Origin of the sequence: Paenibacillus sp. 1-18, from assembly GCF_000520755.1 — a bacterium.
Taxonomy (GTDB): Bacteria; Bacillota; Bacilli; order Paenibacillales; family Paenibacillaceae; genus Paenibacillus; species Paenibacillus brasilensis.
This window is the reverse complement of the sequence record NZ_ASSB01000375.1, coordinates 1-813: the sequence shown is the minus strand read 5'-3', so window position 1 is coordinate 813 and position 813 is coordinate 1. Positions and strand designations below refer to the sequence as shown.

The window sequence follows — 813 nt, the reverse complement described above, 5'->3', positions numbered from 1 at the left end:
TGCAAAACTGAATATGAGGTTGGAAATTTACTTAAAAACCGTAGTGAATACGGGAATACATAGCTCCAAAGACGCCTTTGTAAGCTGGGAAAACCTGATCTAAAACGGCTTGGAATTGCAGCTTCGTCTGTACACACATCTTTGAAAGGGACTCATACTGTCTTGTAAGATAGCGCAGATTGAGAAGTTGCACACCTCTTTTCTTAAAAGGTTCAAACTCTTCCTTGTAGTACAACTCTCCCAATAGGTAAGCGTCCGCAGCATCCGTCTTTACTTTACGAAGTTGAGACTTTCTAAGCCGATTTGAGATGAGCGGATTAATGACAATGTAAATGTAGTGATGTTCTTCTAGAAACTGAACAACGGGACTTTGGTAATGGCCGGTTGCTTCTAGAATAAGTAGAGGACGTAGTCTGGATGCAGTCTCAACATCCTTCAAAACTGGATGTAAATTTGCTAGGCCATCACGAGTGTGCTCGAAGTGGAATGTCCCTCTGAAGGGCTTTCCGCGCGCTAAAAAGGCTTGTCCATGACTTTCTTCTTTTGAAATATCTAGACCGACAACTGGATTCATTTCATCTCTCCCTGTAAGTTTAGATTCCCCGGCATCCCTAAGGTTCTTCTTGTCGCTCCATAGCATCGCTTGTTATACGGGATCTTACGTCCCAACCAGCCTCAATCATGGTCATGACAAGTAGGGCGAACACTATAGCGCTCGGGATCAAGTTCCACGGGCAGGTACGTTCGACCAGGCTACCTTAATCCTCTATGCAAATGAAAAAAGGATCAACCAGAAAGAACTGGTTGATCTCA

Annotated in this window: 1 pseudogene; it reads right to left on the bottom strand. The window is 43.8% G+C overall.

The features are described from left to right. Positions 1–574: pseudogene (locus tag L693_RS0125150) on the bottom strand (IS110 family transposase); the annotation flags it as partial. Positions 575–813: the final 239 nt, after the last annotated feature.